22 protein-coding genes are annotated in these 26,277 nt (G+C 72.0%); 16 read left to right on the top strand and 6 right to left on the bottom strand.

The window, feature by feature from the left end:
• The first annotated feature begins 115 nt into the window (after window positions 1-115).
• A complete protein-coding gene (locus tag ACIBK6_RS35125) occupies window positions 116-682 on the top strand; it encodes a hypothetical protein (protein ID WP_399056344.1) in 567 nt (188 codons plus the stop codon).
• A 44-nt stretch (window positions 683-726) separates the two neighbouring features.
• Here the strand turns inward: ACIBK6_RS35125 and ACIBK6_RS35120 are convergent, their stop codons facing one another.
• Window positions 727-2,076 carry a diaminopimelate decarboxylase gene (locus ACIBK6_RS35120; protein ID WP_399056342.1) on the bottom strand — a complete coding sequence of 450 codons (1,350 nt, stop codon included), beginning with the start codon at window positions 2,074-2,076 and terminating at the stop codon, window positions 727-729.
• A gap of 123 nt (window positions 2,077-2,199) precedes the next feature.
• On the opposite strand from ACIBK6_RS35120, the gene hutU reads away from it, so the two are divergent.
• The 4 genes from hutU (at window position 2,200) to hutI (ending at window position 7,848) form a co-directional block, all read left to right on the top strand.
• The gene (gene hutU, locus ACIBK6_RS35115) at window positions 2,200-3,864 is read left to right on the top strand and encodes a urocanate hydratase (protein ID WP_399056340.1); all 1,665 of its coding nucleotides are present in this window, start codon (window positions 2,200-2,202) and stop codon (window positions 3,862-3,864) included.
• A gap of 95 nt (window positions 3,865-3,959) precedes the next feature.
• The gene (locus tag ACIBK6_RS35110) at window positions 3,960-5,150 is read left to right on the top strand and encodes an allantoate amidohydrolase (protein WP_399056338.1); all 1,191 of its coding nucleotides are present in this window, start codon (window positions 3,960-3,962) and stop codon (window positions 5,148-5,150) included.
• On the top strand, window positions 5,141-6,478 hold the full coding sequence (locus ACIBK6_RS35105; protein ID WP_399056336.1) for a formimidoylglutamate deiminase: 1,338 nt from the start codon (window positions 5,141-5,143) through the stop codon (window positions 6,476-6,478). Before ACIBK6_RS35110 ends, ACIBK6_RS35105 begins: the two co-directional genes overlap by 10 nt.
• Before the next feature lie 203 nt (window positions 6,479-6,681).
• Complete coding sequence (gene hutI / locus ACIBK6_RS35100; protein WP_399056335.1) at window positions 6,682-7,848, top strand: imidazolonepropionase; 1,167 nt, start codon at window positions 6,682-6,684, stop codon at window positions 7,846-7,848.
• A gap of 79 nt (window positions 7,849-7,927) precedes the next feature.
• On the opposite strand, the gene ACIBK6_RS35095 is transcribed toward hutI, so the two are convergent.
• Window positions 7,928-8,236, bottom strand: coding sequence for a hypothetical protein (locus ACIBK6_RS35095; protein WP_399056332.1), 309 nt, complete (start codon window positions 8,234-8,236; stop codon window positions 7,928-7,930).
• A gap of 262 nt (window positions 8,237-8,498) precedes the next feature.
• On the opposite strand from ACIBK6_RS35095, the gene ACIBK6_RS35090 reads away from it, so the two are divergent.
• The 5 genes from ACIBK6_RS35090 (at window position 8,499) to ACIBK6_RS35070 (ending at window position 14,447) form a co-directional block, all read left to right on the top strand.
• Window positions 8,499-9,569: a GNAT family N-acetyltransferase gene (locus tag ACIBK6_RS35090; RefSeq protein ID WP_399056330.1), complete on the top strand. Its 1,071-nt coding sequence runs from the start codon at window positions 8,499-8,501 to the stop codon at window positions 9,567-9,569.
• A gap of 126 nt (window positions 9,570-9,695) precedes the next feature.
• Window positions 9,696-10,949 (top strand): glycosyltransferase, encoded by a 1,254-nt coding sequence (locus ACIBK6_RS35085; RefSeq protein WP_399056403.1) that lies wholly within the window; start codon window positions 9,696-9,698, stop codon window positions 10,947-10,949.
• Complete coding sequence (locus ACIBK6_RS35080; protein ID WP_399056328.1) at window positions 10,946-11,749, top strand: polysaccharide deacetylase family protein; 804 nt, start codon at window positions 10,946-10,948, stop codon at window positions 11,747-11,749. Before ACIBK6_RS35085 ends, ACIBK6_RS35080 begins: the two co-directional genes overlap by 4 nt.
• A gap of 135 nt (window positions 11,750-11,884) precedes the next feature.
• On the top strand, window positions 11,885-13,798 hold the full coding sequence (locus ACIBK6_RS35075) for a hypothetical protein (protein WP_399056327.1): 1,914 nt from the start codon (window positions 11,885-11,887) through the stop codon (window positions 13,796-13,798).
• 250 nt (window positions 13,799-14,048) lie between these two features.
• A complete protein-coding gene (locus ACIBK6_RS35070; RefSeq protein ID WP_399056326.1) occupies window positions 14,049-14,447 on the top strand; it encodes a hypothetical protein in 399 nt (132 codons plus the stop codon).
• A gap of 5 nt (window positions 14,448-14,452) precedes the next feature.
• Here ACIBK6_RS35070 and ACIBK6_RS35065 read toward each other — a convergent pair whose 3' ends face one another.
• From ACIBK6_RS35065 to ACIBK6_RS35055, 3 genes are all read right to left on the bottom strand, one after another.
• Complete coding sequence (locus ACIBK6_RS35065) at window positions 14,453-16,645, bottom strand: lipopolysaccharide biosynthesis protein (protein WP_399056325.1); 2,193 nt, start codon at window positions 16,643-16,645, stop codon at window positions 14,453-14,455.
• Window positions 16,638-17,783, bottom strand: a complete 1,146-nt coding sequence (locus tag ACIBK6_RS35060; protein WP_399056401.1) for a DegT/DnrJ/EryC1/StrS family aminotransferase — start codon at window positions 17,781-17,783, stop codon at window positions 16,638-16,640. Before ACIBK6_RS35060 ends, ACIBK6_RS35065 begins: the two co-directional genes overlap by 8 nt.
• A 156-nt stretch (window positions 17,784-17,939) precedes the next feature.
• Window positions 17,940-18,836 (bottom strand): RNA polymerase sigma factor SigF, encoded by an 897-nt coding sequence (locus ACIBK6_RS35055; RefSeq protein ID WP_399056323.1) that lies wholly within the window; start codon window positions 18,834-18,836, stop codon window positions 17,940-17,942.
• Window positions 18,837-19,084: 248 nt separating this feature from the next.
• On the opposite strand from ACIBK6_RS35055, the gene ACIBK6_RS35050 reads away from it, so the two are divergent.
• The 6 genes from ACIBK6_RS35050 (at window position 19,085) to ACIBK6_RS35025 (ending at window position 24,421) form a co-directional block, all read left to right on the top strand.
• Window positions 19,085-19,453 (top strand): STAS domain-containing protein, encoded by a 369-nt coding sequence (locus ACIBK6_RS35050; protein WP_399056321.1) that lies wholly within the window; start codon window positions 19,085-19,087, stop codon window positions 19,451-19,453.
• A 64-nt stretch (window positions 19,454-19,517) separates the two neighbouring features.
• Window positions 19,518-20,027: an ATP-binding protein gene (locus ACIBK6_RS35045; RefSeq protein ID WP_399056319.1), complete on the top strand. Its 510-nt coding sequence runs from the start codon at window positions 19,518-19,520 to the stop codon at window positions 20,025-20,027.
• A gap of 177 nt (window positions 20,028-20,204) precedes the next feature.
• A complete protein-coding gene (locus ACIBK6_RS35040; protein WP_399056317.1) occupies window positions 20,205-20,864 on the top strand; it encodes a peptidase in 660 nt (219 codons plus the stop codon).
• 85 nt (window positions 20,865-20,949) lie between these two features.
• Window positions 20,950-21,882: a hypothetical protein gene (locus tag ACIBK6_RS35035; protein WP_399056316.1), complete on the top strand. Its 933-nt coding sequence runs from the start codon at window positions 20,950-20,952 to the stop codon at window positions 21,880-21,882.
• On the top strand, window positions 21,879-22,994 hold the full coding sequence (locus tag ACIBK6_RS35030) for a hypothetical protein (protein ID WP_399056314.1): 1,116 nt from the start codon (window positions 21,879-21,881) through the stop codon (window positions 22,992-22,994). Before ACIBK6_RS35035 ends, ACIBK6_RS35030 begins: the two co-directional genes overlap by 4 nt.
• 14 nt (window positions 22,995-23,008) lie before the next feature.
• Entirely contained in the window at window positions 23,009-24,421 is a 1,413-nt protein-coding gene (locus tag ACIBK6_RS35025; RefSeq protein WP_399056399.1) for a hypothetical protein, read from the top strand.
• Between the two features lie 109 nt (window positions 24,422-24,530).
• Here ACIBK6_RS35025 and ACIBK6_RS35020 read toward each other — a convergent pair whose 3' ends face one another.
• Window positions 24,531-26,051 carry a peptide MFS transporter gene (locus ACIBK6_RS35020; protein ID WP_399056312.1) on the bottom strand — a complete coding sequence of 507 codons (1,521 nt, stop codon included), beginning with the start codon at window positions 26,049-26,051 and terminating at the stop codon, window positions 24,531-24,533.
• Between the last annotated feature and the right edge of the window lie 226 nt (window positions 26,052-26,277).

The following is a 26,277-nucleotide window of genomic DNA, read 5'->3' as shown; positions in this document are numbered from 1 at the left end:
CCGCCCCGGCTCTCTCCGGGTGCACGCCCGTTGTGGCGGGCCGCCGCTCTCACGAACCGCTCAGATTTTCCCGCTAGCCTCCGCGCCAGATGTCTCGATGGCACGGAGGTGGAGCGTGGGTCGCGGAGCGCAGGCGCTGGCGCGAGTGGCGGTGATCGTGCGGGCCGGGGCGGGCCCGCTCTGGTGGCTCGGCCTGCTGGCCGCCGGTATCGGCGGGGCGCTGCCAGTCAGCCTCACCGGCCGCCGGATCGGGCTGCTCGCGGGCGCGGCGCTGTGCGTCGTCGCGGCGGCCGTGGTGTTCCTCGCCCGGCGCCGCCGCTACACGCACTTCGCCGGGGCCGCGTCCCGCGCCGCCAAGGCGGACTTCCTGCAGGCCCGTTCCGTGACCGTACGCACCTGGCGCCGGGCCTGGCGCTGGTGGCTGCTGCTCGCCTTCCTCGCGGCGGTCGGCTCCGCTTTCGCGCTGCCCGGCGCGGGCGGCCTCCTGATGGCGGGCGCCGGGGCGGGACTGTGGCTGAAGGCCGCCTGGCTCGGCCGCCTGGAACGCGCCGCCGACGCGCTGCTGTGGGTCCGCACGGACTGGGTGCCCACGGGGCGGCCGGCCAGTAGGCGGGTCCGGGGCTTCAGGACGACCGGTCTGAGCGCGGGCGACGCGGCCCCCGGCGGGGCCCGGCGCCACTGAATCCACCGGCTCTCAGTTCCGGACACCGCCTGATCCACCGGCTCTCAGGTCCGGTCGGCGAGCAGGGCGTCCGCGTGGGCGCCGCCCGCCTCGGCGACCAGGTCCGCGATCGGCTGCGGGCTGCGTACGGTCGCGAACCGGACGCCCTCCGGGTCCGCCGAGAACCCGTAAATCCCGGGCCGGGCAAGTGAGTTGTACGAGTAGTGGTGGGCGAAGTAGTACGCCCCCGTGTCCAGCACTGCCACGTGGTCGCCCTGTTCGAGCAGCGGCAGCGGGCGGTTCTCGGCGAGCAGGTCCCCGGCGAAGCAGGCGGGTCCCGCGATGTCCTGCGCGAGGGCCGGGCCCGGCTTGGGGCGGCCCTTCGCGTCGTACGCCTCGATCCGCAGCGGCCAGGAGGCGGGCGCGTACACCGTGCGGGCGGCGATCTGCACTCCGGCGTGGGTGACCGCGATGGGGCGGCCGCCCGAGCTCTTCGCGTACTCGACCCGGGCGAGGACCGTGCCGTGCTTGGCGAGCAGCGAGCGGCCGAACTCCGTCACCAGCGCGTACCGCCCGTCGAACAGCCCCGGCACCTCCTCCTTCAGGAGGCGCGCGTAGGCGGCGTACGTCGGCGTCTCCTCGTCCGAGGTGAAGTTGACCGGAAGCCCGCCGCCGATGTCGAGCGTGTCGACCTGCCGTCGGCCGACCGCGGCGTTGATCTCCTCGGCGAGTTCGTAGACCGCCCTGACGCCCTGCGCCATGAGGGGGAGCGCCACGCCCTGCGAGCCGGAGTGCGTGTGCAGCCGGGTCAGCCAGGGGCGCTCCGCATACGCCCGCACGACCCACTCCCGGGCGCCCTCGTCCAGCAGCGCCACCCCGAACTTGGAGGTGGCCGTCGCCGTGGACAGCGCCTCGATGGACCCCGCCCCCAGCTGCGGGTTGACGCGCAGCCCGATCGGTGAGGAGGTCGGCGCCGATGCTGTCAGCGAGTCCAGGCGGGCCAGTTCCTGGGGGTTGTCCGCGTTGACGGCGATGCCCAGGGCGAGCGCCTCGCGCAGTTCGGCCGGGGTCTTGGCGGGGGAGTCGAGCACGGTGTCGGCGGGCGGCACCCCGGCGGCCGTGGCCAGCGCCAGTTCGCCGGGGCTCGCGACCTCGGCGCCCAGGCCCTCGGCGTGCAGCAGCCGCAGCACGGGGACCAGCGGGCAGGCCTTCACGGCGAAGGCGTGCAGCACGGGCGCGTCCGTCACGGCGGCGAAGGCGTCCCGCAGCGCGGCAGCGCCGGTGCGGATGCCGATGGTGTCGAGGAGGGCGACGATGGGGGCGTCGGGCCCGGCGAGCCCCTGCTCCACCACCGCGCGTACGGCCTGCGCGCGGCGCTCGGCCGCCGCTGTCCCGGCCACTGCGGACCGTGCCACGGAAGTCATGCGATCAAGCCAATCACCGGGCGGGCGGATGTGCAGAGCCACCGTTCTATTGACTAGTTCTATTCAGTGACCCAGGATGTGAATATCTGGATCAGGTCACGAGGAGGCATCGCCATGTCAGGACCCCGCCCCGTACGGGCACCGCGCGGTACGGAACTGAGCGCCCTGGGATGGCAGCAGGAAGCCGCGCTGCGCATGCTCCAGAACAACCTCGACCCCGAGGTCGCCGAGCACCCCGACAAGCTCGTCGTCTACGGCGGCACCGGCAAGGCCGCCCGCGACTGGCGCTCCTTCGACGCCATGGTGCGCACGCTGCGGACCCTCAAGCAGGACGAGACGATGCTCGTCCAGTCCGGCCGCCCGGTCGGCGTGATGCAGACCCACGAGTGGGCCCCACGCGTCCTGATCGCCAACTCCAACCTGGTCGGCGACTGGGCGAACTGGGAGGAGTTCCGCCGTCTGGAGGCCCTCGGCCTCACCATGTACGGCCAGATGACCGCCGGTTCCTGGATCTACATCGGCACCCAGGGCATCCTCCAGGGCACCTACGAGACCTTCGCCGCCGTCGCGGCCAAGAAGTTCAACGGGACGCTCGCCGGCACCATCACCCTGACCGCCGGCCTCGGCGGCATGGGCGGCGCCCAGCCGCTCGCCGTCACCATGAACGACGGCGTCGCCATCTGTATCGACGTCGACCCGCGCGCCATCGAGCGCCGCATCGAGCACCGGTACCTGGACGTTCGCGCGGACTCCCTGGAGCACGCCCTCCAGCTCGCCGTCGAGGCCCGCGACGCCCGGCGTCCGCTCTCCATCGGCCTGCTCGGCAACGCGGCCGAGCTGCTCCCGCGCATGCTCGCCGAGGGTGCCCCGATCGACATCGTGACCGATCAGACCTCGGCCCACGACCCGCTCGCCTACCTTCCGGTGGGCGTCGACTTCGACGACATGGCCACCTACGCGGCCAAGGACCCGGCGGGCTTCACCACCCGCGCCCGCGAGTCGATGGCCCGGCACGTCGAGGCCATGGTCGGCTTCATGGACGCGGGCTCCGAGGTCTTCGACTACGGCAACTCCATTCGCGGCGAGGCCCAACTCGCCGGTTACGAGCGGGCGTTCGCCTTTCCCGGCTTCGTGCCCGCCTACATCCGACCGCTCTTCTGCGAGGGCAAGGGACCGTTCCGCTGGGCCGCGCTGTCCGGCGAGGCCTCGGACATCCACAAGACCGACAAGGCGATCCTCGAACTCTTCCCCGAGAACGAGTCCCTGCACCGCTGGATCAAGATGGCGGGGGAGCGGGTCCACTTCCAGGGCCTGCCCGCACGCATCTGCTGGCTCGGCCAGGGCGAGCGCGACAAGGCGGGCGACATGTTCAACGACATGGTCGGCAACGGCACCCTCGCGGCTCCCCTCGCGATCGGCCGCGACCACCTGGACTGCGGCTCGGTCGCGTCCCCGTACCGCGAGACCGAGGCGATGCTCGACGGCTCCGACGCGATCGCCGACTGGCCGCTCCTGAACGCCATGGTGAACGTCGCCTCCGGTGCCTCCTGGGTCTCCATCCACCACGGCGGCGGGGTCGGCATGGGCCGGTCCATCCACGCCGGGCAGGTGTCGGTGGCCGACGGTACGAAGCTGGCGGGCGAGAAGATCCGCCGCGTCCTCACCAACGACCCCGGGATGGGCGTCATCCGGCATGTCGACGCCGGGTACGACATCGCGGAGCGGGTGGCGGACGAGAAGGGCGTGCGCATCCCGATGCGGGAGGGCGAGGACGCGTGAGTCCTTCCCCCGTCCCGCCCCTTCCCGACCCTGCCAGGGGCGCGGGGAACTGCGCGACCAGCCACGCACGGTCCGCACATTCGTCCTTCCAGGAGATGTGGGCCGACCTCGCTCCCATCGGGCGCAACGCCGATACGCGGGGCTACCGGCGCTATGCCTGGACCGGCGCCGACGCGGACTGCCGCGACTGGTTCCAGGCGCAGGCGGAGGCCCGCGGGCTCACCTATGAGGTCGACCGCAACGGCAACCAGTGGGCCTGGCTCGGCGACCCCGCCGCCGGGGACGCCGTCGTCACCGGGTCGCACCTCGACTCCGTGCCCGACGGCGGCGCCTTCGACGGCCCCCTCGGCGTCGTGTCCTCCTTCGCCGCACTCGATGAACTACGGCACAGGGGAGCCGAGTTCACCCGCCCCCTCGCCATCACCAACTTCGGCGACGAGGAAGGCGCCCGGTTCGGGCTCGCCTGTGTGGGGTCGCGGCTCGCCGCCGGGCAGCTCACCGTCGAAGCCGCGCACCAGTTGCGCGACGCCGACGGGATCAGCCTCCCGCAGGCCATGGAGCGGGCCGGGTACGACCCGGACGCCATCGGTCCCGACCCGGGACGCCTCGCCCGCATCGGCGCGTTCGTGGAACTGCACGTCGAACAGGGCCGGGCGCTCGACCTGAGCGGGGACGCCGTCGGTATCGCCTCGGCCATCTGGCCGCACGGGCGGTGGCGGTTCGACTTCGCGGGTGAGGCCAACCACGCCGGCACCACGCGTCTCGCCGACCGGCGCGACCCGATGCTGACGTACGCCGAGACCGTCCTCGCCGCCCGCCGCGAGGCCGAACTCGCGGGCGCCGTCGCCACCTTCGGCAAGATCTCCTGCGAACCCAACGGCGTCAACGCCATTCCCTCCCTGGTGCGCGGCTGGCTCGATTCGCGGGCCGCGGACCAGTCCACTCTGGACACCGTGGTCGCCGCGATCGAGCAGGCGGCGAAGGAGCGGGCCGAGCGGGACGGGGTCGACCTGAGCGTCGTGCGGGAGTCCTTCACCCCGGTGGTGGAGTTCGAGCACGCGCTGCGGGACGAGATCGGCAAGATCCTCGGTGGCCACACCCCCGTCCTGGGGACCGGCGCCGGACACGACGCCGGAATCCTGTCCGGCTCGATCCCGACCGCCATGCTGTTCGTGCGCAACCCCACCGGCGTCTCGCACTCCCCGGCCGAGTCCGCCGGCGAGGACGACTGCGTGGCCGGGGTGCTCGCACTCGCCGACGTACTGGAGGGCCTGGCGTGCAGGTGACGTACTGGCTTGAGTACGCCTGGCTCGACCCCGAGGTCGAGCCAGGCGTGGCGGTGGACGTCGCGGACGACGGCCGGATTTCCGCTGTGCGTAAGGGAGTTGAGACGCCACCGCCCGGTGCCGTCGTGCTGCGCGGATTCACCGTTCCCGGGCTCGCCAACGCCCACTCGCACGCCTTCCACCGGGCCCTGCGAGGCACCGTACAGGTCGGCTCCGGGACCTTCTGGACCTGGCGCGAGGTCATGTACCAGGTCGCCTCCCGGCTCACCCCGGACACCTACCACGCGCTCGCCCGCGCCGTGTACGCGGAGATGGCGCTCGCGGGGATCACCGCCGTCGGCGAGTTCCACTACCTCCACCACGCGCCGGGCGGCACCCCCTACGGCGACCCCAACGCGATGGGCGAGGCGCTGATCGTCGCGGCCGCCGAGGCGGGCATCCGGATCACCCTCCTCGACACCGCCTACCTGTCGTCGGGCTTCGGGGCCGCCCCCAACCAGCACCAGCTCCGCTTCTCCGACGGCACCGCCGAGGCCTGGGCCGAACGCTGTTCAGCTCTCAAGGACCGCGACCACGCCAGGATCGGCGCGGCCATCCACTCCGTACGGGCTGTGCCCGCAGGGCAGTTGGGCACGGTGGCGCAGTGGGCCGAGGCGCGCCGGGCCCCGCTCCATGTACACCTCTCCGAGCAGACCGCCGAGAACGACGCCTGTCTCGACGCGTACGGCATGACGCCCACGCAGTTGCTCGCCGAGCACGGGGTGCTCGGGGCGCGCACCACCGGCGTGCACAACACTCATCTCACCGACGGGGACATCTCCCTGATCGGATCCACCGCCACCGGCACCTGCATGTGCCCCACCACCGAACGCGACCTCGCCGACGGCATCGGCCCCGCGACCGCGCTCCAGCGGGCCGGCTCCCCGCTCTCGCTCGGCAGCGACAGCCACGCCGTGATCGACATCCTCGAAGAGGCGCGCGCGATGGAACTCGACGAGCGGCTGCGCACCCGCACCCGGGGCCACTGGACGGCCGCCGCGTTGCTGCGCGCCGCCACCGCCGACGGGCAGGCCGCCCTCGGCTGGCACGAGGCGGGCCGGATCGAGCCGGGCGCCCTCGCCGACCTCACCACCATCGCGCTCGACTCCGTCCGCACGGCGGGGCCGGTGCCCCGGCTGGCCGCCGAGACCGCGGTGTTCGCGGCGTCGGCGGCGGATGTCCGGCACGTGGTGGTGGGGGGCCGCGAGGTCGTCCGGGACGGGGTCCACGCCCTGATACCCGACGTCCCGTCGGCCTTGTCCACGGCGATCGCGTCCCTGAGAACGTAGGAGATCCCCCGCCCCGCCCCTTCCCGCTGTGACACTCAGCGGCTCCGCCGCGAGCCTCCGGGGGTGACCAACTGAGGTTGCCTGTGCGAGGCCCTGCCAGGGGCGCGGGGAACTGCGCGACCAGCCACACACGGCCCGCAGCCGAACTGATTCCCCCGGAGGGTCTCGGGAAGGGGCGGGGTGGGGAAACAGGAAAGGAACCCATGCGCACCACCCTCGTACGGAACATCGCAACCCTCGTCACCAACGACCCCACCAGGGGAGACGGCCCTCTCGGCCTCGTCCAGGACGCCGCACTCGTCATCGAGGACGACAGGATCGCCTGGGTGGGCCGCACGGCCGACGCCCCGGCGGCCGACGAGGCCGTCGACGCCGGCGGCCGAGCCGTGATCCCGGGCTTCGTGGACTCCCACTCGCACCTGGTCTTCGCGGGCGACCGCACCCAGGAGTTCAACGCCCGGATGTCGGGCCAGGCGTACGCGGCGGGCGGCATCCGCACCACCGTCGCCGCCACCCGGGCCGCCTCCGACGAGCAGCTGGGCGCCAACGTCGCCCGGTACATCGCCGAGGCGCTGCGCCAGGGCACCACCACCCAGGAGACCAAGTCCGGCTACGGCCTCACCGTCGCCGACGAGGCCCGCGCGCTGCGCATCGCGGCCGAGCACACCGACGAGGTCACCTACCTCGGCGCGCACATCCTCGCGCCCGAGTACGCCGACGACCCGGCCGGATACGTCGCCCTGGTCACCGGCGAGATGCTCAACGCCTGTGCTCCGTACGCCCGTTGGGTCGACGTGTTCTGCGAGAAGGGCGCCTTCGACGGCGACCAGGCGCGCGCGATCCTCACCGCCGGCAAGGCCAGGGGGCTGCTGCCGCGCGTCCACGCCAACCAGCTGACGTACGGGCCCGGTGTGCAGCTCGCCGTCGAGCTGGAGGCCGCGTCCGCCGACCACTGCACCCACCTCACGGACGCCGACGTCGACGCCCTCGCCAACAGCGCGACGGTCGCGACCCTGCTGCCCGGCGCCGAGTTCTCCACCCGGGCCCAATGGCCGGACGCCAGAAGGCTGTTGGACGCCGGGGCGACCGTCGCGCTGTCCACCGACTGCAACCCGGGTTCGTCCTTCACGTCCTCGATGCCGTTCTGCATCGCGCTCGCCGTACGGGACATGAGGATGACCCCGGACGAGGCGGTCTGGTCGGCGACCGCGGGCGGCGCCGCCGCGCTGCGCCGCACCGACATCGGCCGCATCGCCCCGGGCGCCCGCGCTGACCTGGCGTTCCTCGACGCCCCCTCGCACGTCCACCTCGCCTACCGCCCCGGCGTCCCGCTGGTCAACGAGGTCTGGCACCGGGGCCGGAAGGTCTGACACCGGGCAGGGGCGGATGGGCCTGAGCCCCGGACCCGGCGCTCAGGCCCCCGCGCCCGGCCCCGGCACAGGCCCCCGCTCAGGACGCCAGCCGCTCGATCTCCTCCGTGTCGCCCGCCGCGAGCAGCCCGAAGAGCCGCAGCACCTCGTCCTTCGTCAGACCCGACAGCTGGCGCGGGGCCGTGTCGGGGTCGTCCAGGTTCTCCCACAGCAGCCACAGCAGCTCGCCGCTCGGGAAGACGCTCAGCGACCAGCCGTTCGTATGGGTCAGCGAGACGTCGGGGTGCTCGGTGTCGGCGTCGGCGAGCCCGTCCAGGATGGTGCGCATGGTCGCTTCGTCGGGCTCGTCGACCGAGGCGCCGGACAGGTCGGTCATGAAGTAGCTCATACCGTGCATTAGCTCATGCAGGACCCTCACGCGTACGCCCGGCCCCACTCGTTCCGCCCGCCGTCAAGACCGAGAAGTGGCCGAATCGACAACGCCGTACCAACCTTCACCGTATGGTCACAAACTCCGGGACAGTACCTACCGTCGGGTGAAATCGACCGGTACCGTCCAGGTTCAGCGTGGCTCAGGGGGAGACCGGGGGGTCGAGTTGAGCAGTCTGCGCGGGAGGGGCGCCGTCCAGGGTGCCCGGGGACGGATACGAGTGGTCAGGCCCGGCGATCTGAGCGCCGGGGAGCTGGAGGTCTGGCGGGAACTGCGGGCCAAGTCGGGGGCGCCGGCCAATCCCTTCATGGAGCCGGAGTTCACCCTGGCCGTGGGCCGGGTCCGGTCGTCGGCGCGGGTGGCCGTGGTGTACGAGGGGAGTGAACCCGCGGCCTTCTTCCCGTACGAGAAGGGGACGGTGGGCCGGGGGCGGGCCGTCGGGTTCGGGGTCTCGGACTGCCAGGGCCTGATCGCGGGGCCGGAACTCGCCCTGGAACGCGATGAGTTGATGCGGTCCTGCGGTCTGTCGTCCTGGGAGTTCGACAACCTGGAGGCGGGCCAGCCGCTCTTCGCGCCGGACGCGGCCGCCGAGTACGCCTCCTTCGTGATCGACGTGGGGGCCGGATACGAGGCGTACGAGACGGTCCTGCGCCGGCAGTCGCCGAAGTTCTTCAAGACGACGACCGCCAAGGAGCGCAGGCTCGCGCGGCAGGCGGGGGAGGTCCGGTTCGTCTTCGACGAGCGGGATCCGGCGGCGCTCGCGCGGCTCATGGAGTGGAAGTCCGCGCAGTACCGCCGCACCGGGCGGCGCGACCGGTTCGCACAGGAGTGGATCAACACCCTGGTGCAGCAGCTCGCCCACACCCGCGCGCCCGGCTGCTCGGGGGTGCTCTCCGTCCTGTACGCCGCGGACCGGCCGGTCGCCGCCCACTTCGGGCTGCGCTCGGCCACCGTCCTGGCCTGCTGGTTCCCGGCGTACGACCCGGAGTTCGCGAAGTACTCGCCGGGTCTCGTGCTCCATCTGCGGATGGCCGAGGCCGCGGCGGCCGAGGGCATCGGCATGCTGGACCTCGGTCGGGGCGCCGCCGAGTACAAGGACGCGCTCAAGACCGGTGAGATGCCGGTGTACGAGGGGGCCTCCACCAGGCCCGGCGCGGGCGCGGTGCTGCACTGGATCGGCCGCGAGCCGTCCCGCCGGGCGCACGGATTCGTACGGAAGCGGCCGCGGCTCGCCGAGTTCGCGCAGCGCGGCCTCAGGCAGGCCGGGCGGCTGCGCGGCGCCGGAAGGTAGCCCCCGGCGGGGCACGGTCATCGGGACACCCGGAGCACGGGGGGAAACGCAGTGTCGGACAGGTCGCAGTCGTCGCACGGCCCGGAGGCCCAGAGCCTCGTGAGACAGCAGGGCATCGGTCAGGGGATCAGCGTGGGGGAGCTGGACCTCGACGGCCTGGACGGGGGCGTCCTGTCGCTGACGCCCGCGCCGGGCGGGCCGCCGGTCGGCCACGGCGAGGTGTACGTCCTGGTGCGGCTGCGGGGGCGGCCGGTCGGGACGGTGCTCGGACAGGTCAGGGACGGCGACGACGCGGCCGAGGTGCTCGCGGGCGCGGCCCGCAAGCAGCTCACCGGATACGTGCCCGAGGAGCGGCCCGCGCCCGCCGTGGCGCCGCCGCGCACCAGCGTCGTGGTCGCCACCCGGGAGCGCGCCAGCCAACTCGCCCGCGCCCTGGACTCGTTGCTCGGCCAGGACCACCCCGACTACGAGATCGTCGTGGTCGACAACAACCCCGCCACCGACCAGACCCGCGAACTGGTCCGGCGGCGGTACGCCGCGCTCGGCGTGCGCTACGCGGCCGAACCCGTGCCGGGCCTGGCCGCCGCCCACAACCGGGGCGTCGCCTGCGCGCACGGCGAGATCCTCGCGTTCACCGACGACGACGTGATCGCCGACCGGCGCTGGCTCTCCTCGCTGGCCGCGCCCTTCGCGGCGGACCCCCGGCTCGGCTGCGCCACCGGGCTCATCCTGCCCGCCCGGCTGACCACCCCCGCCCAGATCCTCCTGGAAAGCCACGGCGGCTTCACCAAGGGCTTCGCGCCCCGGCACTTCGACCCGCGCAGGCCCCCCGCCGACGAGCCGCTGTTCCCGTTCACGGCGGGCAGATTCGGCTCCGGCGCCAACATGGCCTTCCGGGCCCGCGCGCTGCGCGCCGTCGGCGGCTTCGACCCGGCGACCGGCACCGGAACCCCGGCCAGGGGCGGCGACGACCTGTACGCCTTCGCGCGGATCGTCGTGGCGGGCCACCGGCTCAGCTACACGCCCGAGGCGCTCGTCTGGCACCACCACCGCGAGACCTGGCAGGACCTGGAGAACCAGGCGTACGGGTACGGCGCCGGGCTCACCGCCTACCTCACCGCGATCATCGTGCGCCGTCCGGCGCTGCTGCCCGCGCTGCTCGCCCGGCTGCCGCGCGGCGTCGCGCACGCGCTCGCCATCAGCGCCCACCGCGACGCCGGCGAGCAGTCCGTACCCGGCGAGCACGGCTCGCAGAGCTACCCGTGGCCGCGCTCGCTGTCCCGCCTGGAGCGGCGGGGCATGCTGTACGGGCCGCTCGGCTACCTCCGCGCCCGGCGCCGGGTGCGCGGCCACCGGCTGCCCTGGGAGGTGGCCCGATGAGCGGCGCGGCGCCCCGCATCCCGGTGCTCCTGTACCACGCGGTGATGGACGACCCGCCGGACTGGATCGCCGAATTCACCGTCACACCACGGCAGTTCGCGGCCCAGCTCGACGTCATCCGCGACAGCGGGCGTACGCCGGTGACCATCGCCGCGCTCGCCGCGCACTTCACGGGCCGGGCCCCGCTGCCGCCCCGGCCGGTCGCGCTCACCTTCGACGACGGGTTCGCCGACCTGCCGGGACCCACCGCCGAGGCGCTCGCCGAGCGCGGTCTGCCCGCCACCGCCTACCTCACCACCGGCGCGATCACGCCCGGCAGGCAGAGCCTGCTGCCGCCCGCCCCGATGATGACCCTCGACCAGGCGAAACGCCTGGAGGACTACGGACTCGAAGTGGGCGGCCACACCGTCTCGCACCCCCAGCTCGACACCCTCACGCCCAGGACCCTCAGGCGTGAACTCGTGGAATCCAAAGCGGTGTTGGAGGACGCGCTCGGGCACCGGATCGACCATCTCGCCTATCCGCACGGCTACAACAGCCGCGCCGTGCGCGCGGCCGCGCGCGCCGCCGGGTACGAGACGGCCGTGGCGGTGCGGCACGCGCTCAGCTCGGAGCGCGACGAGGCCTACCGCATCGCCCGGCTCATCCTGCGCCGCGGCCACACCCTCGCCGACATCGAGGCGTGGATGCGCGGCGAGGGGGCAAGGGCAGCCCCGTACAACGACTCGCTGCGGACGGTCGGCTGGCGCCTCTACCGCCGGACCAGGGCCGCAGTGAAGGGGCCCGTATTCGCGGGGTGAGGCCGGGAAACAGCGGTCCGCGGTGTACCGGTGTAGCCGCACAAACGCGAAGAGTGTTCCTATACTTCGCTCAAGGGGACAGCCAGGGGACAGCGGCGTGACGGCCGCGACCACATCTGTGGGGGGAGTCGCACTGTGCAGCAACGTGTGCCCACGCCGGTCCAGGGGAGCGGGCAGCCGCCCCCCGGCGGGACGGCCAAGGAGCAGGCGGCGGACGGGCCCGCGAAAGGCGCCCCGCGCTGGTCGAGACCGGATCTGATACAGCCTCAAGTACTGTTCAGCTGGCTGCCGTTGGTGGTCGCGACCGCCTTATGGGTGTACGCCCTTGGGCACATCGACTACCGCCACATGGGCGACTGGGGCCTGATCGACAAGCTGCCCGCCGCCTTCTACCTCTCCCTCGCGGCCCTCACCGGCGGCTTCGTCGTCAGCCTGCGGCGGGCGGGCACCGCCCCCTGGTGGCCGGGGCTCTACAGCGTCGCCCTGCTCTTCGCCCTCAAGGCGCCGCCCGCGATCCTCTACGACTCGGTGCGCTACCCCTGGTCCTCGAAGCACGACGCGGTGGTCAACCACCTCCTCGCCAACCAGGAGCTGCGGCCCGGCGTGCCGCTCTCCGGCAACATGGCGGCGTACGACCAGTGGCCCGGATTCTTCACGCTCAACGGCGGCCTGGTGCGCGCCTTCGGCGTGGACACCGCGGCCTCGTACCTCAACTGGGCCTCGCTGTTCTACGGCGTCGTCCTCATCCCGGTGCTCGTCCTGATCTACCGCACCTTCGCCGAGGACTGGCGGCTGGTATGGACCGGTGTGTGGATCTTCGAGGTCGCCAACTGGGTCGGCCAGGACTACTTCTCGCCCCAGGGCATGGCGCTGATCCTGCACCTGGCCGTGCTCGCCGTGGTGTTCCGGCACTTCGTACGCCCCGGGGCCGCGGGCGACCTGAGGTCGCGGGCCAACCTCGACCCGGCCGCGGCCAGCGTTCCGCCGCCCACCACGAGACGCCAGCGCGCCGTCTGCGTCGCGATCCTCGCCCCGATGATCGCCGCCATCAACTTCACCCACCAGCTCACCCCGGTGATGCTGTGCGTCGCCCTGGTCGCCCTCAACTTCACCCGGCGCTACCGCAACCCCTGGCTGCTCGTCGTCACGGCCGTCATCATGCTGATCTGGGACGTCACGATGGGCCGGCCGCTGTTCGTGGAGACGCTCGCCTCGCTGAAGCAGTCCGCGGGCAACCTCCTCAACAACTCACGGGCTGGATACGCGGGTCAACTCACCGGTCCCGGACCGGTGTTGCAGGGCCGGGCCGACGTCGTCATGGTCCTGGTGATCGCCGCTCTCGCGGCACTCGCCGTGGTCCGGCGGCGCAAGCTGGCCAAGAGCGCGCTGCCGCTGCTCCTGGTGTCGGTCGCACCGGTACCGCTGTTCCTGGTGAACGACTACGGCGGCGAAATGCTCTTCCGCGTCTACCTGTTCGGGCTGCCCGGCGCCGCGTTCTTCGCCGCCGCCGCGCTGGTGCCCGCGGCGGCCGGGCAGGGCAAGGGGCGGATCAGCCCCGTGCTGCGCCGGCGCGTCGCGGCTGTCGCGCTGCCCGCGGTGCTTGTGCTGCTCGTCGCCGGGTTCATTCCGGCGTACTACGGCAAGGAGCGCATGTACTACACGCCGCCCGCGGAGACGGCGATGGTGACCAAGGTGCTCGACAACGCGCCCAAGGGCTCCATGATCCTCGCCGTCACCGGCTCCTTCCCGCAGTCGCTGCACCGCTACGACCAGTTGGAACACTGGTACGTCGCCGAACAGGAACTGCCGCAGAACGAGGTCATGCTGAGGGATCCGGTGGGCTATCTGGAACCGCAGCTGCCGAGGGACGGGCGGCCGGTGTACTTCATCCTCACGCGCACCCAGGACATCTACACGGCGGGGGAGGGGCTACTGCCGACGGGCGGCTTCCAGGAGCTGAAGACCAAGCTGGAGGCTTCGCCGAAGTTCCGGATCATCGATCAGACCGCGTACGGAACGGTGCTTCAGTATCAGGCGCCTCGGTCCTGACCCCGCTTGCCATGTCACCCGGCACTTGGTCCTCAAGCGCCGGACGGGCTTGATTTTTGTGGCCCAGTACTTGGTCCTCAAGCGCCGGACCGGCTTGATCTTTGTGGGCCAGCGCTCAAGCCCCCAAAGGGGCGCGGGGAACTGCGCGACCAGCCACGCACGGTCCGCAGTCGAACGGCCGAACAGCCGCATTCGCACCGCCCGGAAGAACAGAAAGCTCACCACCCCCGATGACCCGGAGGGCGTCGTCATGAATGCCAGCCAGACCCACATCAGAGTCGCCGTGGCGCTGTCCGGGTGGGTGGCGCTGGCGGCCACCGCGCTGCCCGCTGCCACCCCGGCCCGCTGGATACCCGTACTGCTCTTCGTCGCGCTGGGCCCCGGCTTCGCGCTGATGTACCCGCAGCCCGAGGGCCTGCGCCCCGGTGCCCGGCTGGAGGCACTCGCGCTCGCCGCGCCGCTCAGCCTGTCGTTCGGGGCGCTCGTGTCCACCTGCCTCTTCCTCGTGCACGGCTTCTCGGCGACCGCGTTCCTGATCTGCCTGGCCGCCTTCTCGACCGTGGCCTGCGCCCTGCCGGGGCTGCCCCTTCCGGCCGCGACCCGGGGCGCCGCCGAGCGCACCCGTGCCAAACCCGGGGCCGGACGGTGATCCCGTTACGCGGGCGCCGCGCGTTCGTCCCGGTCGCGGAACCAGCGGTGGACCAGGGCGGCCGCCGTGGCCGCGCACAGCCCGGCGAAGACGGGCAGCGCGATCGCGGCGAACGTCTGCTGCGCCGCCCAGCCCGCCACCGCGAGCACCCACACCACGACCGAGGTGACCCGCCAGTGCGCGCCAAGCGCGCGCAGGGTCACCGTCGCCAGGGCCAGGCACAGCAGTTGCAGCGCCGGCGGCAGCCAGCGCTCCACGCCGCTCCGGTCGGCGAACCCGGCGGTCTCGGCGAGGAACCGGGCGAGCTGGGCGTGCCAGGGGCCGGACACCGGATCCGGTTGCACGCCGAGGATGACCGGCGCGGTGTGCAGGCCCGCGACGGTCACCCACAGACCGGCCGCGAGCAGCCCCGGGCGCGGCCGGTACAGCGACACCGCCGCGCTGCACACCACGATGAGCAGCACCCCCGCGGTCAGGCTGACCGGCGGCAGGGCGTGCAGGAGGCCGGTGCCGTTGAGGTTGGCGCCGGGGGTGGCCGCGGCCCGCGAGAGCGGCACCCAGAACAGTCCCGCCGCCAGGCCGAGCAGCAGCCACAGCGCGGTGGTGAGCAGCGACTCGTCGCCCTCTTGGGGCTCCGGCAGGGTGCGCAGGTGCAGGGTGGTCGCGAAGCCCTGTTCGGGGTGGGCCCCGGGCACGTACACGGGGATGCCCAGCGCGGGTGTCGCGGTGTCCATGCCGCCGCGCAGATACGCGGTCTGGGTGGTCCAGCGGGTGCCGTACTCCTGGGCCTCCTCGGCCCGGGCGGCCTGCGCCCGGCGGGCCCAACTGGTGCCGTACTCCTCGGACTTGGGCCTGCCCGGGGTATGGATCACCGCGCGTCCGGCGAGTGCCCCGCGCAGTCCGGGCACACAGCACAGCGCCATCACGGTCATCGCGCACAGCTGCGCCCAGCCCGCGCCGGAGATGCCGAACACGCCGAGCAGCGCCGCCGCGCTGCCGAGGACCAGGGTGCACATCGCGCTCTGCAGGATCGCCAGCATGCCGGTGCGCCCCTGCACGCGCAGCACGCCGATGTACAGCTCGACGGCGACCCGGGGGATTGCGGCGGCGGCCAGCAACTGGAGGACCAGCGTGCCGTGTTGGGCGTAGTCGCCGCCGAACGGGGCGAGGATCCGGCGGGCGAACAGGACCAGGAAGAGCACGACCGGGATCAGCAGGAGCGCCATCCGGCGCAGCGCGCCGCGCACTCCGTCGGCGAGCTTGTCCGGGCTGTGCGAGGAGTGCGCGGTGAGTGAGGAGGCCATGTTGATGGCCATGAACTCCATGGTTCCGCCGACCGTGTACGCGATGAAGAAGAAGCCGTTCTGCGCGGCCGGGAAGCGCACCGCGACCATCACCGGAAGCAGGTTGATCATCGCGAGCGAGAACAGCGCCCCGACCGAGTCGCCGGCCAGGAAGCGGCCGATCTCTCGGAGTTCGGGGACCGGCCGGTCGCGGTCGGCGGTGGCCTGCGCGGGGATCAGTCTGCGGAAGATGAGCCAGCCGAGCGGCAGGATGGACAGCGCCATCGCCGCCACCCAGGAGATGAAGACGCCGAGGGCGAGGGTCGCGCAGGCGGCGAGGAGGAGCAGCTTGGTGAGCGAGAACACGGCGTTGCCGACCGGCACCCAGATCGCCTTGCGCAGCCCGGTGAGGACGCCGTCCTGAAGGGTCAGGACCGCCCAGGCCACGGACGACACCGTGAAGATGACCCCGGCGGTGAGCCCGGACAGCGGCTCGTACGAGGGGCCCCACAGCGGCAGCGTGAACAGGAAGCCGACGGAGGCCACCGCCACCACGACGGTGCTGGCCACATAGGCGCGCAGGACCAGCGGCCCGGTCGAGCGCCCGGCCCGCGGTACGTAGCGGACCACCGCGCCGATCATGGTGGTGGCGGTGATCGAGGCGAGCAGCTTCATCGCGGCGATGGCGGCCGAGCCCTGCCCGACGGCCTCCTCGCTGTAGTAGCGGGCCGCGACCAGCCAGAAGCCGAGGCCGAGCGCGGCCGATACGGCGGTGGACAGCATCAGTGCGTAGGCGTTGCGGAACATCGAGTCGCCGCTGCCGTCCGGGGCGGGTGGCGGGCCGGCGGCGACGGCTGGGTCGGACGACGGCACGGCGGCGATGTCCTCGATCCCGGTTCTGGCCGTGTCAGACACCGGCGGGGCCGCCCCTCGCGGGCCGGATGCCCGCCTTCCGCAGCACCCCGATGGTGCGCTCGGCCTTCAACGGGTCGACGGGCAGGGCGTGTTGGGCGAACCATCGCCCGGCATCCGGGGCGGGGGAGAGGTCGGTGAAGGCCTCGCCCGCGTAGTCGTCGAGCGGCGGGTCGTACAGATAGCCCACGGTGATCCGCTCCCGGGCGAGCGCGGCGCGGGCCGCGTCCCGGTCCTCGACGAGCAGCGGTACCCGGAACAGCGGCTGCACGGGCCCCGGCTTCGGCCGGGCCCATTCGGTGGCGAGCAGGGTCTCGGCGCCCCGGCGGTGGGCGTCGAGTACGGCGTCCAGGCGCCCCAACTTCCGTTCGACGCGGGCGAGTCGGCGCCTTCCGGCGCTCGCCCGGTAGTCGTGCATGTCGACCCGTACCCAGGAGTGGAAGGCGGCCAGGCCCGGCGCGGCGCCGACGGCGCGGCGCAGCTCGTCGGGGCGCAGCGCCATCCGGATGTCCGCGCGCTCCTGCTGCCCGAGCATCCTGAGCACCGCCCAGGCGGCGGGTGCCAGGCGCAGTCCGCGTACCGTCGCCTCCGCGTACGGCCGGGCCCAGTAGGCGAGTTCGGTGCTGGTCCGGGGCGGGGTGAGCAGTTCGTCGCGGGTCTTGGTGAGGGCCTCGCGCAGGCCCGGGTCGGCGATCGCGAGGAAGCCGCCCGCCTTGGCCGCGGTGTGCTTGGAGAGGCTGAAGGCGGCGGCGTCCCCGTAGCCGCCGACCGCGCGTCCGGCCGTCTCGCTGCCGATGGCGTGCGCCGCGTCCTCGATGAGCGGAATCCCCAACTGGTCGCATCTGGCGCGCAGTTCGGGCGCGGGGTCGGGGTTCCCGTACAGATTGGTGGTCAGGACGGCGGAGAGCCGGGGCCACAGGGATTCCGGTACGGCGGCCAGGTCGATGGATCCGTCGTGCGGATCGAGGGGTGCCTGCACCGGCCGCAGCCCGGCCGCGAGGACCACGAAGAAGATGACGTCGTCGTTGACCGGCGACATCAGCACCCGGCCGCCCGGCGGGCACCAGTGCCGGAGCGCCACATACAGACCGAGCCGGCCGGACGGCACATAGAGGCATTCGCGCCCCAGCCGTTCGCGCATCAGCTCTTCGAGCTTCCCGTACGCCGTGAAGTACGCCATGAAGTCCCCCCAGACCCCCGCATCCCCAGCGCTCAATGTGACCCAGTGCGCACCGCTTCGTCAACAATGCGGAAGGGCCCGTCCCTTGGCGGAACGGGCCCTTCGCACGGGTGTGCGTCACTCCACGACGGTCAGTCCCTTGCGGAGCTTTCGCAGGGTGCGCGAGAGCAGCCGTGAGACGTGCATCTGGGAGATGCCGAGCTCCTCGCCGATCTCGGACTGCGTCATGTTGGCGACGAAGCGCAGTGAGAGGATCTTCCGGTCCCTGGTGGGGAGTTCGGCGATCAATGGCTTCAGCGACTCGATGTACTCGACGCCTTCGAGGTCGTGGTCCTCGTAGCCGATGCGGTCGGTGAGTGCGCCCTCGGAGTCGTCCTCCTCGGGCTGGGCGTCGAGCGAGCTCGCGGTGTACGCGTTGCTCGCCGCCATGCCCTCGACGACCTCTTCCTTCGTGATGCCGAGGCGTTCGGCGAGCTCGCCCACCGTGGCCGAGCGGTCCAGCTGCTGGGCGAGCTCGTCGCCCGCCTTGGCCAGGTCGAGCCGGAGTTCCTGCAGCCTGCGCGGGACCCGTACGGACCAGGAGGTGTCACGGAAGAAGCGCTTGATCTCACCGACGATGGTCGGCATCGCGAAGGTGGGGAACTCCACGCCGCGGTCGAACTCGAACCGGTCGATCGCCTTGATCAGGCCGATGGTGCCGACCTGGATGATGTCCTCCATCGGCTCGCTGCGGGAGCGGAAGCGCGATGCGGCGAACTTGACCAGGGCCAGGTTCAGTTCGACCAGGGTGTTGCGTACGTACGCGTGCTCGTGGGTGCCCTCTTCGAGCGTGTCGAGACGGGCGAAGAGCGTCTTCGACAGGGCCCGCGCGTCGACGGGGCCGACCTCGGCGAAGGGCGGGATCTCGGGAAGTCCCTCAAGTCCCTCGGGTTCGTACGGTCGTTCCTGCGGGGGGTGGTCGTGCGGTTCTTGCTTGATCGACGTATCGTGCGATTCGTCGAGCCGGGGTGACATGGGTCTCCTCCATCGTTCTCGGCATATGGCTGCCGATGCCCATACGTGTTCCGCGGTGTGCGGCGCCTCCATGGCCGGTCGTGTTGAATAGCTGTCCCTACTACCCCTACCCGCTTTACGTAGCCTCTCGCAAGGCCTCTTTGTCCGCATATGCCCGTTTTGGTGGGATGTTCGGCTTCCAGAAGGCGTAGGGAAGGCGTAGGGTTCTTGGGAAGTTACGACGAATCGGCTCGGCGAAGAGGGACGGCATGGACCGCGGCACGGTCGGCAGCACCAACAGGGGCCGGCTCAGGGTCGGAGTCCGCACCGAGGGGCACAGCGAGGTGCTGGCCCCGGTGGGTGAGCTCGATCACCACACCGCGGACCTGCTCAGGGAACCGCTGGAAGCCGCGATCGCCGGGGGGCGCACGCGACTCGTCGTGGACTGTTCGCAGCTGGAGTTCTGCGACTCCACCGGACTGAACGTCCTGCTCGGCGCCCGCCTGAAGGCGGAGGAGCTCGGCGGCGGGGTCCACCTCGTGGCCATGCAGCCCGTCGTGGCGCGGGTATTCGAGATCACGGGGGCGGAGGCGGTCTTCACCGTGCATGATTCGCTCGATACAGCTCTGTGTGACTGACCCTGATACGTCCGGGCAGGAGAGCACACTGAAGACGTTGGCGAATCGGTGAGGTGAAGCGCTGATGAGCACCACCCGGGAGCAGACGCCGGGCGACCGTGGTCCCGAGCCCCACGGCGCCGGGTCCGCTGCCGTACCGCCGGAGGCCGACGGCGCGGGCGCCGTCGCGTCCGCGCGCGTCCTCGCGCTCGCCGGGGCGAGCGGCATCGTCCCGCTCGCCCGCGACTTCACCCGCCAGGCCCTCTACGACTGGGGCTGGCTTCCGTCGGCGACCGCCGAAGGCCGGGCCGCCGCCGAGGACGTCCTGCTCGTCGTCTCCGAACTGGTCACCAACGCGTGTCTGCACGCCGAGGGCCCCGAAGGGCTGCGGGTCTCGCGCACCGCGAAGGTGCTGCGCCTGGAGGTCAGCGACCTCGGTGCGGGCCAGCCCGCACCCCGCACCCCGCACCGCGCGGGGCGGCCCGGCGGGCACGGCATGTTCATAGTGCAGCGGCTGTGCCTCGACTGGGGCGTGGTGCGCACCCCGGGGGTGGCCGGCAAGACGGTCTGGGCGGAACTCGCGGCACCCGCGTAACTCCTGTTCACGGTTACCGGCGGTTCGGACCGCCGGTCCTTCGGCGTGTCCGCAGATCGATCCGCCCTGTTCTTTGTCTTCCCTCGACAAGGTCCCCGGCGTACCTTGAGCGCCCAATCTGATGTGCCGTCAGTAACTTGGCGGCCTCCGGCTCAACCGGCATAAGGGGAATTCGAGGTGTCGTACCAGAAGAGGACAGCCCTCGCGCTGGCGACGGCGGTGGCGGGCTCGGTGGTGCTGATCACCGCCCCAGCGGCCCAGGCCTCCGTCGTGGACGTCAACTACAACTGCCAGACGCCGATCGGCGCGAAGAGCGCCGTGTCGCCCATCGACATCCAGGCGGTCAAGAGCGGCAGTTCCTACAAAGTCACCATGTCCTTCCAGAAGGGCGTCTCCTCCAGCCCGGTCGCGCTCGGCGCGGGCGCGATGAACCCGAGCGCCGTGATCAATCTGGGCGGCGCCGACAAGGGCACGGTCGCGGTCTCGGGCCCGGCCAACGCGGCCGAGATCCCCGCCAACACCCCCATCAAAATCAGCGACTTGTCGGGCACGTACCAGCCGAAGGCCAACGGCAAGGTCACCTTCACCGCCGGGATCCTCACCATCAAGGCGCTGGGCACCACCACGACCTGCACCCCCGGCAACAGCCCCGGTCCCTCCCTTGAACTGGACGTCAGCGGCGCGAGCGCGTCCGCCGGCGGTTCGGGCGGCCCGGACGCCCTCCCCAAGACGGGCCCCCTCGACTCGGCCTTCGCGCTCGGCACCCTCGGCGGCACGGTCGTCCTGATGGGCGCGGCCGGAGTGCTGTGGCTGACCCGGCGCAACCAGCGGGCCTGATCCGGACGGGGTTTAGACACAGGCTCTGACCTTCCACTCCCGTACGCCCCCGCAAGGGGATCCCCTCGCACCCGAGGAGCCGCCGATGCGTCCGATCCGCCTGGCCCTGCCGGCCACGGCCCTGCTGCTGTGCGCGCTCTCGGTGCCCGCCGCGCAGGCCGCACCGGCAGCGAGCGGGGACTGGACCGCCGCGCCCGCATCCGGCGGCGGGACCCGCCCGAGCACCGACGGGAGGCCCTGCTTCTATCTGGAGGGCGCCCCCGGCACGGTCTTTGAGGACAAGGTCTCGCTGAGCAACCCGTCCGGCACGCCGCTGACCCTGAGACTGCGCGGCGCCGCCGCGTACAACACCGCGAACGGGTCGTTCGCCGTGCGCGAGGCGCCCGACCCCTGGATCGCGCTCGCCGCACCCGAGGTGCGGATCCCGCCGCACACCCGCGCCGACGTGCCGTTCGCCGTCACCGTCCCGGCCGGTGCGGAACCCGGCGACCACCCCGCGGCCCTCGTCGCAGCAGCGGGCGCCCGCGAGGTGGGCGTGCGCGTCCAACTCCGCGTCGCGGGGCCCACGTTGTCCGCCCTGACCGTCGAGTCCGTACGCATCGACAAGGGCCGGCACCTCATCCGCTACGCCCTGGTCAACCGGGGCAACGCCACCCTGGCCCCGCGTCTCGCCGTGCGCGCCGACGGAGTGTTCGGCCGGACCCTCGACCGCCCCGCCAAGGCCCTGCCCGTCGAGCTCCTGCCCGGTCAGCGCGTCGAGCTGACCGAACCCTGGCCGCACCCGCCCGCCCTCGACCGGGTCACCGTCAGCCTCGACGTCACCGCGCAGGGCGGTGCCCACTCCGCCGCCGCCGCGACGGCCACGTTCGTGCCGTGGGGCGCGGTCGCCGGGACCGCTCTGGTGCTGCTCGCGGGCGGGGCCGCGGCCTTCCGGCTCGTCCGGCGCAGACGGCGTGCGGGGTCCGGCGAAGTACCAGTTGTGGAACGCGAGTTGGCGCAGACAGGAGCTCTTCGGTGACGTCACCCCTGAGGGGCGCGACCCTCGCCCTGCTGCTGCTCGGCCTCCTCGCGCTGCCGATGGCCGGGCCCTCGTACGCCGACGACGCCAAGCCCAGCGTCGCGCTCTCCCCGGCCGAGGCCGCCAAGGGGGCCGACGTCACCGTCACCGGCCGGGCCTGGCGGCCCGGCGCCCTCCTCATGCTGCTGGTGTGCGGGCAGTCCACCCCCGGCCTCGGCGTCATCGGCGGCACCAACTCCTGCTCCAACGCCGACGGCCAGGCCGTCACCACCGACGCCAAGGGCGCCTTCAGCAAGGTGCTCCCGGCCGCCCCGCCGCCCAAGCCGTGCCCCTGCGTCGTCCATGTTGCGACCGTGCAGGGCGAACAGGCCGTCGTGGACACGGAGTTGAAGATCACCGGGCATCCGGTGGCGCCGCTGCCCGACCAGAGTGGCGACGGGAAACTCGCGGTGCTCGCCGAGCCCCGCCTCGACGGCAGCAGTTCCCTGCTGACCTGGTTCGGAGCGCCGCCCGGACGCACCCTGGTCTTCACCGTCGGCAACCTCGGCTCGGGCACCGTCAAGGACCCCGTCTTCCAGCTCGGCACCGCCCACGGCGTGTTCGCCCCGCAATGGGAGGACCACCAGTGGAAGGGGACCATCCAGCCCGGCCAGAAGGCCGAGATCAAGCTGGCCTTCGAGCTGTCGGCGGGCGCCCACGGCGACTACCAGATCTCGCTCCAGTACGCGAAGAAGCTGCTGGTCACCCAGCCGTGGGGGGTGGACCGACCCTGGGGCGTCACCTTCTTCTGGATCCTGCTCTGCCTGGTGGTGCCCGCCGCGGTCTTCCGCATCGGGATGGCCGTGGTGGACCGGCTGCGCCCGCGCGAGGGCAGCCGCGTCGGCCCCGGCCGGCACCGCGGCGTACAGCTGCCCGAACTCACCCTGAAAGTACCCAAGTCGGTGCGCCCGTCCGGCGACCGGAAGGCGGCTCCCGCCGAGCCCGAGCCCGAGCCCGCCGCGCCCGATCCGCCCGCGACCACGGCCGCGCTGCCGTGGTTCACCCCCGACTCCGCACCGTTCGAGAACGACCCCAACCGTCCGTACCGTCCCACGACGAAGGGAAATTCGTGACCACGCAACGGAGGATGAGCGCGGCCGGTGTCGCGCTGATGCTCGGCGGCGCGGGGATCATGCTGGCCGCAGGCCCCGCACAAGCAGCCGAAGTCTCGTACGCCACCGAATGCATACCGCCGTCCATCTCCGGCCTGCCGCCGGTCGAGGGGACGACGAAGGTGCAGATCACCGCGCCCGCCACGGCCAAGGTGGGCGACGTGGTGGACGTCGTCTGGAAGTTCACCCAGGCCGCGTCCAACAACCCCAACGTCCTCGACCTCAACAAGGACGTCGTCCAGCCGACCGGCACCCTCAAGGCGGGCGGCGCGCAGAGTGCCGACATCCCCATGAAGGGCCCCCGGCAGAACCCGCCGATCCCCAAGAACAGCCCGATGATCCTGCCGGACATGACGGCCAAGCTGAAGCTGACCAAGGCGGGCGACGTCACGCTGACGCCGGACGCGTACAACATCAACGTCAACCAGATCATGTCGACGGACACCAAGTGCACCCCGAAGGAGAAGGTCGCGGTCGGCGCCACGATCAAGGTGACGGACGGCGGCGGCACGACCTCGGGCGGTACCTCCGGAGGTTCGACGGCGGGCGGCACCACCGGGGGCTCGACGGCGGGTGGCAGCTCCGGAGGTTCGACGGCTGGCGGCACCACGACCTCGGGCGGCACGACCGGGGGCTCCGCGAGCGGGGGCACTACGACCGGCGGGTCCACCGGGGGCTCGGCGACCGGGGGTGACACGGGCTCCGGCGGCACGACCGGCGGCAGCGGCGGCCAGAGCGACTTCCCCGGCAAGGAAGTCGCCGTCGACTTCGCCTGCCAGTCGCCGGGACCGGCCAGTATCCAGTCCAAGGTGACCATCAACGCCAAGAAGAACGGCGGCAGTTACGACCTCACCGTCAAGACCGCCAAGGGCGTCATGAACAGCCCGGCCGATCTTCCGGCGGGCGCCCTCAAGCCGTCCATGCAGGTCGCGGTGGGCGGCGCGGACAAGGGCTCGGTGGCGGTCACCGGCCCCGCGAACCCCGACCCGATCAAGGCGGGCGCCCCGGTCAGCCTCACCGACATGACGGGCGCCTACAAGCCGGGCGCCTCCGGCAAGTCGACGCTGAGCCCCGGTGATCTGTCCATCGACGTCACCCTGGGCGGCGCGCCGATCCACATCCCGTGCAAGGTCTCGGGCTCGGCGCCGGTCTCGCTGGAACTCGACACGTCGGCCCAGCCCGGCGGCGCGGCCGGCGGCAGCGGCTCGGCGGGCACGGCGGGCTCCGCCACCAGCGCGGGTTCCTCGTCCTCCGGCGGTCTGGCCCAGACCGGCGCGAGCGACAACGGCGCCCTGCGCGCGCTCGGCCTGGTGGCCGGCACGGTGATCCTGCTGGGCGGGGCGATCTTCACCTTCACCCCGTGGCGGCGGCTGCGGGGTACGCGCTAGGCGCTCCGCGGGCGGTGGCGCACCGGACTTCCGCAAGACCGCTCAGCAACGCCGAAGGGCCGCCGCACCGGATCGGTGCGGCGGCCCTTCAACTACTGTGCGGCGTGCGTCAGTGGACGCTGCCCATCATTGCCTTGACCTTGTTGCGGTACATGTAGACCGCCAGGCCGGCGAGGGCCGCCGCGGCCGCTTCGAGGCCGATGACCCCGATGCCGTCGAGGCTCACCCCGCCCAGCGAGAGCAGGCCCGTGACGCAGTCACCGGCGGTGACGGCGAGGAACCAGATACCCATCATCTGGGAGGCGTACTTCTGCGGCGCCATCTTCGTGGTGACCGAGAGGCCGACCGGGGACAGGCACAGCTCGCCGATGGTCTGGATCATGTAGATCGACACCAGCCACATCGGGCTGACCTTCGTGCCGTCGCCCGCCATGTTCATCGGCAAGATGAAGACGAAGAACGACGCACCGATGAGCACCAGGCCCATCGCGAACTTCACGATGGTGTTGGGCTCCTGGTTCTTGCGCGCCAGCCACAGCCACAGCCACGCGAAGACCGGTGCGAGCGCCATCACGAACAGCGGGTTCAGGGACTGGTACCAGGTGGCCGAGAAGCCGAGGCCGAACACGGAGTCCGCGGTCTTGCCGTCCGCGAACAGCGACAGGGTCGAACCACCCTGGTCGTAGATCATCCAGAAGACGGCGGCGGCGATGAAGAACCAGATGTAGGCGCTCATCTTCGTCTGCTCGGTCACCGACAGGTCCTTGTCGCGCTTGATGCGCGTCAGAACGGCGATCGGGATGAGCAGACCGGCCAGCGTCAGCGGGACCAGCGCCCAGTTCAGCGTGTACGCGCCGAGGGCCACGATGGCACCGTAGAAGACCGCGACACCCAGGACGGCGAGGGCGACCTTGGTGAGGACGCTCTTGCGCTCCTCCGCGCTCAGCGGGTTCGGAACGATGCTGCTCTTCGGGCTCAGGTTGCGGGTGCCGATGAGGAACTGGGTCAGGCCCAGGCCCATGCCGATCGCCGCGAGCGCGAAGCCGAAGTGCCAGTTGTGCTCCTTGCCGATCGTGCCGACCACGAACGGCGCCACGAAGGCACCCAGGTTGATGCCGATGTAGAAGAGCGTGAAGCCACCGTCGCGGCGCGAGTCCTCGGGGCCGTCGTACAGGTGGCCGACCATCGTGGAGATGTTGGCCTTGAGGAGGCCGGAGCCGACCGCGACCAGGATCAGGCCGACGAAGAACATCGCCTGGCCGGGGATCGCGAGCGAGAAGTGGCCGGCCATGATCACGAAGCCTGCGATGGCAACGGTCTTGCGGGCACCCCAGACGCGGTCGCCGAACCATCCGCCCGGCATGGCCATCAGGTAGACCATCGAGACGTAGACGGAGTAGATCGCCGTCGCCGTCGCGGTGGTCATGGCGAGGCCGCCGCCCTGGCTGCCCGTGGCGGCGTCCGCGCCGCCCGAGACCAGGTAGTAGATGAGAAGCGCACGCATGCCGTAGTAGGAGAATCGCTCCCACATCTCGGTCATGAACAGAGTGGCCAGGCCGCGGGGGTGGCCGAAGAAGGTCTTCTCGGTACCAGTGGTGCTGGCCGAGTCCTTCGTCAGGCTGGACGCCATGGTCGATCCTTGCTTGCTCGGGACGCGCGCTTCGTGAGCGTTGAGTCGCGCCCGGTGGGGGAGGGCCGGCACCGGCAGGGGGGCTGTCCCCCCAACGCCCATGGGGTCCGCTCCGTGGGGGAGGCGGTAAGGACAGGCCACACCGGGATCCACGCCCCGGCGCTTCGTCGCGCTGGGGCCCGGCCCGTAGGTCATTCACTGGTCTCAAGACCGGCAGGGCCGGTCT

This window comes from Streptomyces sp. NPDC050485, from assembly GCF_044458185.1.
Lineage (GTDB): Bacteria > Actinomycetota > Actinomycetes > Streptomycetales > Streptomycetaceae > Streptomyces.
This window is presented reverse-complemented; position numbering and strand designations above follow the sequence as displayed.